This is a genomic window from Microcoleus sp. B7-D4, from assembly GCF_036705125.1.
Classification (GTDB): domain Bacteria; phylum Cyanobacteriota; class Cyanobacteriia; order Cyanobacteriales; family Microcoleaceae; genus Microcoleus.
In genome coordinates this window covers 1-2,039 of record NZ_JAUBTT010000238.1, presented here as the reverse complement: position 1 = coordinate 2,039, position 2,039 = coordinate 1, and the positions used below count along the sequence as shown (strand labels likewise).

The window sequence follows — 2,039 nt, the reverse complement described above, 5'->3', positions numbered from 1 at the left end:
TTTCTTAAAGCTTTGTGGGATACCACCATACTCTCAGACGTATCTGATGAGTGTGCTATATTCAGATTTTCGCCGATTGTCGGGGATTGTCTGAATTAAAAGTATCAGTAACAAATAAAGGGGGTATTAAAAGCAGATTTGCTATTACATGGCACATCCCAAATCTACGGCAAACATCCAAGGCGTTGCGGATTTACGGTATGAAAGGTTAAATAGGCCCGTCATAGAAACCAGTATCCACAAAGCTTTTGGATTTTAAAGTTATTTTTTTCATACCCTGATTAAGCAACGCCACTTTGAGATTGCTTCACTGAGTTCGCTGGGCGACAGCAATACGTTACTTTTTCGTAAGTCCTGTAATCCTAACAATTCGAGCCGTGAAAGGTATAAGTTGCTACATCAAAGGTAAAGTTTCGATTGACATAGTTCCCCTTTGTCCATGTCCCAAACTACATCAATCATGAGAAATTTTTTGTAGTCTGGAAAATTAATCAACCTTTTGCCTGCAACAACTGTGGCTGCAAAACCTGATTTAATTTGCCACTACGAAACCCCTCCAAATCCAAAGTCGCGTACACAAAACCAAACTCCTGGAACACCGCCACCAATGCAGGCAAATCCGTATTTACCACAAACTCCTGAATCTCCTCTGCGGGTAACTCAATCCGCGCCGTATCTCCGTCCGATCGCACTCGCAAATTTTTCAGTCCCAACTGTCGCAAATACCGTTCGGCGCGCCCCACTCTTTGCAACTTTCCAACGGTGATTTCTTCGCCGTAAGGAAAGCGCGAACTCAAACAAGGTTGAGCCGGTTTGTCCCACCAAGGCAAACCCAATTCTTTGGCCAACTGCCGCACTTCCAATTTAGTCATGCCTACTTCTGCTAAGGGCGATCGCGCGCCGCGTTCCTTCGCAGCCTGAATTCCGGGACGGTAATCCTTTAAATCGTCAGCATTAACCCCATCCACCACATAAGGATAACCCTTTGCTAGTGCTAGGGGTTTCAAAGTATCGTGCAGTTCGCTTTTGCAGAAATAGCAGCGGTTAACTGGGTTAGAAGTGTAATTGGGATTTGCCATTTCCTGAGTTTCTACTTCCTGGTGGGCAATGCCAATTTCTGCTGCTTGAATGCGCGCATCTTCTAAATCTTCTGGCAGTAAAGACGGCGAAACAGCCGTCACTGCCAAAGCGCGATCGCCCAATACATCAAAAGCGATTTTTCCCACCAAAGTGCTGTCAATTCCGCCGGAGTAGGCAATCAAAGCCCGTTCCATTTGTGCGAAAATATCTTTTAATTGTTCTAGTTTTTCTACTAACATAAATTCCACTTTTTGTTACAAACAGAGAAGTAAGAAAGCAAACTAAAGAAAGAAGGATGAAGAAAGCATATCTCGATCGGGTTCCCTTCTTCCCTCGAACCTCTTCTTTCTTCCGACTTCCATCGGACTTCTAATGCTATTCGGGATCGATACCCAGGGCTGCCAATCGAGCCAAAAGCTCTTGATTTCGCTGTCTTTCCTGTTCCAGCAGCGTCTCGGCTAACTCTTTGTGTTGCTGTTGGCGATCGGCCCGCTGGCGTTCATTTTCTGCCCTTTCTTCCGGCCACAAAAGCAGTTCTGCGCCCTCCGCCCACCAACGCAGCCAATATCCCGTTCTACCTTCGCTATTTCCCTGCCACACTCCCAAAAATAGATTTAATCCAGGTATTAAATAACGGCCATTTTCATCAGAATTTTGATTTTCATAACGCTCGGATTCAAGCGCATAAACTTCTATTCTGCCTGTATCCGGCCGAAAAATGACATAGCGAGGAACTTTGATTACTTGTTCGTAAAAAAACCACTTGCCGATTTCTTCTGTGTGTTCGACAGAGTATTCATCGCCGTAAGTAGCTGATAGAAATTCCATCACTACAAAAGGGACTGTTCCTTCGGTATGAGGGGTGTAACTGCGGCGGGGATAGTTTTGACACTCCCCGTGCTAAAGCAGCGGGGATTCTCCGGAAATTAATCCGGATATCCTTTTTTCTGGATAACCGC

1 protein-coding gene and 1 pseudogene are annotated in these 2,039 nt (G+C 45.2%); both read right to left on the bottom strand.

The window, feature by feature from the left end; all coding sequences use genetic code 11:
• Positions 1-491 precede the first annotated feature (491 nt).
• Positions 492-1,319 carry an ATP-dependent sacrificial sulfur transferase LarE gene (gene larE, locus QUB12_RS37100; protein WP_333141868.1) on the bottom strand — a complete coding sequence of 276 codons (828 nt, stop codon included), beginning with the start codon at positions 1,317-1,319 and terminating at the stop codon, positions 492-494.
• 136 nt (positions 1,320-1,455) lie between these two features.
• Positions 1,456-1,947 (bottom strand): annotated as a pseudogene (locus QUB12_RS37095) (Uma2 family endonuclease); the annotation flags it as partial.
• Between the last annotated feature and the right edge of the window lie 92 nt (positions 1,948-2,039).

Bases quoted from the DNA above. Each gene is read 5' to 3' on its own strand.
- larE (WP_333141868.1), bottom strand. From the start codon at position 1,319: ATGTTAGTAGAAAAACTAGAACAATTAAAAGATATTTTCGCACAAATG.